Source organism: Actinomycetes bacterium, from assembly GCA_035489715.1.
Lineage (GTDB): Bacteria > Actinomycetota > Actinomycetes > JACCUZ01 > JACCUZ01 > DATHAP01.
The window spans coordinates 1-6,450 of the sequence record DATHAP010000068.1 but is presented as its reverse complement, the minus strand read 5'-3'; the positions used below and the strand labels follow the sequence as shown (position 1 = coordinate 6,450).

Genomic DNA, 6,450 nt, shown 5'->3' with positions numbered 1-6,450 from the left:
ATGGTTTGGCACCTCGATGTCGGCTCGTCGCATCCTGGGGCTGGAGTAGGTCCCAAGGGTTGGGCTGTTCGCCCATTAAAGCGGTACGCGAGCTGGGTTTAGAACGTCGTGAGACAGTTCGGTCCCTATCCGCTGTGCGCGCAGGAGACTTGAGAAGGGCTGTCCCTAGTACGAGAGGACCGGGACGGACGAACCTCTGGTGTGCCAGTTGTTCCGCCAGGAGCACGGCTGGTTGGCTACGTTCGGAAGGGATAACCGCTGAAAGCATCTAAGCGGGAAGCTCGCTTCAAGATGAGGTCTCCCACAGGGTTACCTGGTAAGGCCCCCAGTAGACGACTGGGTTGATAGGCCGGAGGTGGAAGTGCAGCAATGCATGGAGCTGACCGGTACTAATAGGCCGAGGACTTGACCACATTCCCCTTCTCGCGGTTCGCCGCGAGGAGAACATTCAATGCTACGCGTCCACTGTGCGGTTCCCGAGATACGGTCGGGACCCGACCTCACATCTCCATAGAGTTTCGGCGGTCATACCGAGAGGGAAACGCCCGGCTCCATTCCGAACCCGGAAGCTAAGCCTCTCAGGGCCGATGGTACTGCGCGGGGGACTGCGTGGGAGAGTAGGACGCCGCCGGACATTCTTTCGACAAGGGCCGTCCCCACACGTGGGGACGGCCCTTGTCGCATGTCCGGCAACGTGACCGAGACCGTCGAGAACGGCAGAGAGAGGCTGACGATGAGCGACCGCGACCCGGCGCAGCAACGTCCGGAGCGCGACCCGCGCCCGCCGCGGACCGCCGGCCGTCCGGACGGAGGGGGCGGCGGGGCCCAGCGCGGGACCGGGCGCAAGGGCCGGCCGGACAAGGCGGGGCGACCCGCCCAGGGCGGCCGTCCGGGCACCCGGGAAGGCTCCGCGCCGGCCCGGACCGGTGAGCGCCGGCCGCGCCGGGTGGAGCCGCCGTTGCCGGAGGACGTGACCGGCGCGGAGCTGGACCGCGCCGTGCGCGCGGAGCTCGCCTCGCTGGCGAACCTGAACGCCCAGACCGTCGCCCGGCACCTGGTGACCGCCGCCCGGCTGCTGGACGAGGATCCCGATCTGGCCTACCAGCACGCCGTCGCTGCGCGCGAGCGGGCCGGACGGGTGGGAGCCGTGCGTGAGGCGGCCGGGCTCGCGGCCTACCGCTCCGGCCGTTTCGCCGAGGCGCTCTCGGAGCTGCGGGCCGCCCGCCGGATCACCGGCGACCAGTCGCAGCTGCCGGTGATGGCCGACTGCGAGCGGGGCCTTGGCCGACCGGAGCGGGCCTTGACGATGGCCGGCTCGGACGAGGTGCAGGGGCTCGACGTCGCTGGCCGGGTCGAGATGCGCATCGTGGCCTCCGGCGCCCGGCGTGACCTGGGCCAGGCGGATGCGGCCGTGCTCCTCCTTCAGGGGCCACAGCTCAAGCCCGAGCTGCGCCGGCCGTGGTCGGCCCGGCTGTTCTACGCCTACGCCGAGGCCCTGGCCGACGCCGGGCGGGACGACGAGGCGGTGCAGTGGCTGCGGCACGCGGCTGCGGCCGACGTCGACGGCAGCACGAACGCGGCCGAGCGGGTGGCCACGATCGACCGGCTCTCCGGCGCAGGCGGCGCGGCGGCGGGCGAGCAGGGCGGTCAGGGTGAGGGGGACGAGCAGGACGGCTTGTCGTCCGGCGATCCCGTCGACCCCGAGGACGGTGTCGAGTTCCTCGAGGCCGACTCGTAGGAGGGCCGGGACGGCGAGCGGTGTGGGCCGGTCGTCCACAGCCGTCGATCGACCGCCCGGTGTCCACAGATGTGTCGCCGGACCAGTCCGGCGGCCCGCCCGACGGCAGGCTGGAGATCGCCGGACTCGCCCCCGTCCGGGCACCGTCGCAGCCAGGAGGTCCTCCTCGTGCCCACGTCGCCAGCGTCGACCACGCCGCCCGTCCACGCCAACGAGGTCCGACTGGTCGGCCGGCTCGCCGTGGAGCCGGTCCACCGCGAGCTGCCTAGCGGCGACCCGCTCGTCTCGTTCCGGCTCGTGGTCGAGAGGGACCCGTCCACGGTGCGCGCAGCCAGGGCCGGTGGCTCGTCCCGCGCCGCGACGGTGGACACCCTCGAGTGCAGCGCCTGGCGGCGCGACGTGCAGCGGACGCTGGCCCGCACCGGCCCGGGCGACGTCCTCGAGGTGCAGGGCGCGCTGCGCCGGCGGTTCTGGCGGACCGGCGCCGGCGCGGCGAGCCGCAGCGAGGTGGAGGTGGTGCGCGTGAAGCGCCTGGCGACCGGCTGAGAGCCGGCTGAGGGCTCGACGGGCTGTGAGGCGCCGGCTGACGGGCCGCCCGGGCTGGAGGCGACCGGATCAGCGGTCGAGCAGCCGCAGCACCAGGCCGGTCCGCGGCTTGGGGCCGAACGAGGTCGACTTGCGCGGCATCCGTTCCCCCCGGGCCGCCAGCGCGTGCACCGTCTCCACGGTGACCGGACGCATGAGCACGGCGACGCCGTCCAGCCGGGCCGCCAGGCGGAGGGCGCCGGCCGCCTCGTGCGCGTACGACGTGCGGGCGTCGTCGACCCGCCAGACCCGGTCCAGGAGCAGCGCGTGCAGCACGCTGGCGTCCAGGTCACGCCAGTCCGGCGAGTGGTCGGCGCCGGGCATCGCCGCCTCGAGCTCGCTCGGGTCCGGGTCGTCGAGCTGGACGAACGACCGTCCGTCGGTGACGACGAACGGGTGCTCGCCGGCGGCCGCCTGGAGCCGGCCGAGCGCGGTGGGGAGGTCGTGGCCGGCCTCTTGCACGCGGAACACCCCCGCGGCCAGCTCGACGGCCTCCGCCAGCGAGAGGCCTGCCACGACCCGGTGGATCGCGTGCACCCGGAGCGGGTGGGTCGTGGCGTCGACGAGCATCGCCAGGCCGGCGTCCCAGTCCCCGGGCCCGTCGCCGGCGGCCCGGTGCTCGGCCTGCAGCCGCCGGTAGGTCGCGTAGCGGTGGTGCCCGTCGGCGATGAGCGCCTGACGTGGTGCGAGGTCGCGGGCCACCTGCTGCTGGACGTCCGGGTCGGTCACCGCCCACAGCCGTTGGTGCAGCCCGTCCTCGGCGGTGGTCTCCAGCAGCGGCCGGCCGGCGCACACCTCCTCGACGACGCGCGCGGTGTCCCCGCCGCCCTCGTAGACGAGCAGGATCGGCTCGAGATTGGCCGATGTCGCTCGCATCAGCTCCAGCCGGTCGGCGACCGGCCCCGGCATCACGTCCTCGTGCGGGAGCACCACCCGGTCGGCCGGGTCGTGCAGCCCGACCGCCGCGAGCAGCCCGCGCTGCAGCAGCCCGGGAGCCGACTGCTCGTAGACGTAGAGCGTGGGCTGCTCGTCGCGGACGAGCACCCCCTGGTCGAGCCACTCCTCCAGCGCCGCCCGGGCCTGGGCGTAGCCGTCGGCCGCGGACCCGCTTCCCGTGCGTGGCAGGATCAGTTGCACCACGTTGTGCGGGTCCAGCCCGGCGAGGTGCTCGGCGTCATCCCGGTCGATCACGTCGTACGGCGGGCTGGTGACCGCGGCGAGGTCGCTGACCTGTCCCGGGTCGTAGCGCAGCCCCCGGAAGGGCCGCACCACGAGCCCGTCGACGGGGGCGGCACGGCCCGACGGGTGCATGCCTGCCGCGGCGGACGCGAGGTCCGGGCCCGGGGCAGGCGTGGTGCGACGGTCTGCCTCGGGCATGGCGGGCATGCTACGTCGAGGCAGGTCGCACGATCCGCGAAGGGCAGGTGCACGGGGTGACCGAGCAGGACAAGGCTGACGGCGGGCCGGCCGGCGAGGTCTACGACTGGTTCGTCCGCGGTCTCCGCCTGCTCGAGAGCGGGAACGCCGAGGCGGCCGCCGCCTTGCTCGGGCACGCCCGGACGGCGGAGCCCGGGTCGGCCAGCATCCTCGAGGCACTCGCCCGGGCGACCTTCGACGCCGGGCGCCATGCCGAGGCGCTCCTGCTCTTCGGCGAGCTGGCCGAGGCCAGCCCGGACAACGACTACGCGCGCTTCGGGCTCGGGCTGTCGCGGATGCGCACGGGGGACGTCACTGGCGCCGTCGAGCAGCTCGCACTGGCCGCCGCCATGCGGCCCGGCCGCTCCGACTACCAGCAGGCGCTGCGCGAGGCCCGAGCGACGCTGCGGGCCCGGGAGGACGCCGGCTGGCCGCCGGAGGGACCCGGCGGGTGGCCGTCGACGGGTCCTGGCCGCCGGGCGCCGGGCGGACCAGGGTCGGCCGGGTGACCGGCCCCCTCGTCGACGGCAGCAGCCGTCCGCTGGCCACCCGGCACGACGTGGCGCTGCTGGACCTCGACGGCGTCCTCTACGTCGGGCCGGACGCCGTCGCCGGCGCGCCGGAGGCGGTGGCAGCGGCCGCACGGGCCGGCATGCGCCCGGCGTTCGTGACCAACAACGCCTCCCGGACCCCCACGACGGTCGCCGAGCACCTCACCGACCTGGGCATCCCCGCCGCCGAGGAGGACGTCGTCACGTCGGCCCAGGCGGCGGCCACCCTGGTCGCGGCCGAGGTCCCCGCGGGCGCGACGGTGCTGGTGGTCGGCGGCGAGGGCCTGCGCGCCGCCCTCGAGGAGCGCAGGCTGCGACCGACGTCGTCGGCCGACAGAGCCGCCGCGGTCGTGCAGGGGTTCGCCCCGGAGGTGTCCTGGGCGCTTCTGGCCGAGGGGGCCTACGCCGCCCGCGCCGGTCTGCCGTGGATCGCCAGCAACCTCGACGCCACGGTCCCGACCCCACGCGGTCTCGCGCCGGGCAACGGGGCGCTGGTCGACATGGTCGCCCGGGTGGCCGGCCGCCGGCCCGATGCGGTGGCGGGCAAGCCCGAGACACCGCTGCACGAGGAGGCGGTCCGCCGCACCGGGGCGCGCGACCCGCTCGTCGTGGGCGACCGGCTCGACACAGACATCGAGGGCGCGGTCCGCGCGGGGGTGCCCAGCCTGCTGGTGCTCACCGGCGTCGCCACGCCGGCCGACCTGCTGTCGGCGACCGAGCAGTGCCGGCCGACGTACGTCGCCACGGGGCTCGCCGACGGACTCCTCGAGCCGCACCCGCCGGTCGGCTCGGAGTCGAGCGACACGTGGACCTGCGGTGGCTGGACGGTGCGGCGGCTGGCGCACGACGTGGTGCTGACCGGTGCGGGCGACCCTCTCGACGGGCTGCGCGCGGCGGCGGTGGCCGCCTGGGCCGGCGAGCCGCTGCCCGAGTTGGTCTGCGAGCAGGTGGTGACCGGGCTGGGTCTCTGACCCGCCCTCAGAGCATCGAGCGGAGCTTGAGCAGGTCCCGCACCCCGGCCTCGACCTTGACCCGCCCGGCCAGCCAGGCCTGCCCGAAGTTGAGGTCGCCGGACGTGAGCGCGACCAGGTCGTCGCTGGACGCTGTGATCCGGATCTGGGCCCGGGGCGCGGGCCCGGTGGTGATGTCGACGATGCGACCGTCCTCGAGCTGCCCGGAGAACGTCACGTCCAGGTCGGGAACCTGGCAGCTCAGGCTGCGGTCGAACGCGTGGGGCTTGCGGTCGTCGTCTTCCACCGTGTGCAGGCGGGCGGCGAGGTCCTCCAGTGCCGTCCGGCACTTCGCGAGCGTCGCCATCGGCGAGGGCCTCCTCGGGGTGCGTCCGGGAGCGTCCTCGTGCTTCCGGGGACGCGTCGTGACCGGCGTGACGCTACCGCAGGGCCGCGTCCGCCACGGGTGCGGCTCGGGTAGCGTCTGGCGCAGCCCTGCTGCGGGGCGACGGGGCCGGTCGTACCGGCTCCGGACGAAGGAGGCGACATGGTGCTCGACGGGCTGCGCGGCTACATCCAGCTGGCGAGCGGGCTGACCGACGTCACCCGCGAGCGCGCCCGGTCGGCGGCCAAGTCGCTGCTCGCCCAGGGCGAAGCCGGCGCCGGTGTGGTGGTCCCGCCTGCGTTGCGTGCCCAGGTCGGAGCGCTGACCGAGGACCTGCTGGCCACCAGCCGGGCGAACCGTGCCCTCCTGGTCAACCTGGTGCGCGCCGAGGTCGAGCGATCGGTCGCCCGGCTCGGCCTGGTCTCCCAGCAGGAGCTGGCAGCGGCGACCCGCCGGTCGCAGTCGCTGGAACGGCGGGTCGAGGAGCTCGAGGAGGAGCTGCACCACAGCCGGTCCGCGACCAGGAGCACCGTCAAGAAGCCGGCCACGAAGAGCGCGACGAAGAAGACGGCCAAGAAGTCGACGGGCAGGAAGAGCGCGACGAAGAAGACGGCGACGACCAGCGCGCCGAGCACGACCACCGCCACGCCGACGTCGAGCGCGTGAGCGAGCTCCCCCAGCCGGTGGACGAGCAGCCGGTGGACCAGCAGCCGGTGGACGAGCAGCCGGTGGACGAGCAGCCGGTGGACGAGGCGCCTGCGGACGAGCGGCCGGTGGACGGGACCCCGATGCATGAGGACGTCCCGTCCGGCCCGTCGGCCCCCG

General features: G+C 74.6%; 7 protein-coding genes and 2 rRNA genes. 7 read left to right on the top strand and 2 right to left on the bottom strand.

Annotation, left to right across the window (positions count from 1 at the left end; translation table 11 throughout):
* The 4 genes from VK640_05975 to VK640_05960 form a co-directional block, all read left to right on the top strand.
* Positions 1-413: ribosomal RNA gene (locus tag VK640_05975) — 23S ribosomal RNA — on the top strand; the annotation flags it as partial.
* Between the two features lie 104 nt (positions 414-517).
* Positions 518-634: ribosomal RNA gene (gene rrf, locus VK640_05970) — 5S ribosomal RNA — on the top strand.
* A 60-nt stretch (positions 635-694) separates the two neighbouring features.
* The gene (locus tag VK640_05965) at positions 695-1,738 is read left to right on the top strand and encodes a hypothetical protein (protein HTE72730.1); all 1,044 of its coding nucleotides are present in this window, start codon (positions 695-697) and stop codon (positions 1,736-1,738) included.
* Positions 1,739-1,906: 168 nt separating this feature from the next.
* Positions 1,907-2,284 (top strand): single-stranded DNA-binding protein, encoded by a 378-nt coding sequence (locus tag VK640_05960; GenBank protein ID HTE72729.1) that lies wholly within the window; start codon positions 1,907-1,909, stop codon positions 2,282-2,284.
* A 69-nt stretch (positions 2,285-2,353) separates the two neighbouring features.
* On the opposite strand, the gene VK640_05955 is transcribed toward VK640_05960, so the two are convergent.
* Positions 2,354-3,700: a DUF1015 domain-containing protein gene (locus tag VK640_05955; GenBank protein ID HTE72728.1), complete on the bottom strand. Its 1,347-nt coding sequence runs from the start codon at positions 3,698-3,700 to the stop codon at positions 2,354-2,356.
* A 56-nt stretch (positions 3,701-3,756) separates the two neighbouring features.
* On the opposite strand from VK640_05955, the gene VK640_05950 reads away from it, so the two are divergent.
* Entirely contained in the window at positions 3,757-4,248 is a 492-nt protein-coding gene (locus VK640_05950; protein HTE72727.1) for a tetratricopeptide repeat protein, read from the top strand.
* Positions 4,245-5,261: an HAD-IIA family hydrolase gene (locus tag VK640_05945; GenBank protein HTE72726.1), complete on the top strand. Its 1,017-nt coding sequence runs from the start codon at positions 4,245-4,247 to the stop codon at positions 5,259-5,261. The genes VK640_05950 and VK640_05945 overlap by 4 nt, the downstream gene beginning before the upstream one ends.
* A 7-nt stretch (positions 5,262-5,268) precedes the next feature.
* On the opposite strand, the gene VK640_05940 is transcribed toward VK640_05945, so the two are convergent.
* On the bottom strand, positions 5,269-5,607 hold the full coding sequence (locus tag VK640_05940; protein HTE72725.1) for a sterol-binding protein: 339 nt from the start codon (positions 5,605-5,607) through the stop codon (positions 5,269-5,271).
* Positions 5,608-5,787: 180 nt separating this feature from the next.
* Between VK640_05940 and VK640_05935 the strand changes: the two genes are divergently transcribed.
* Positions 5,788-6,291 (top strand): polyhydroxyalkanoate synthesis protein PhaF, encoded by a 504-nt coding sequence (locus VK640_05935; protein HTE72724.1) that lies wholly within the window; start codon positions 5,788-5,790, stop codon positions 6,289-6,291.
* The last annotated feature ends 159 nt before the right edge of the window (positions 6,292-6,450 follow it).

Excerpts from the sequence above, each read along its gene's own strand:
- VK640_05955 (HTE72728.1), bottom strand. The coding sequence starts at position 3,700 with ATGCCCGAGGCAGACCGTCGCACCACGCCTGCCCCGGGCCCGGACCTC.
- VK640_05940 (HTE72725.1), bottom strand. The coding sequence starts at position 5,607 with ATGGCGACGCTCGCGAAGTGCCGGACGGCACTGGAGGACCTCGCCGCC.
- VK640_05935 (HTE72724.1), top strand. The coding sequence starts at position 5,788 with ATGGTGCTCGACGGGCTGCGCGGCTACATCCAGCTGGCGAGCGGGCTG.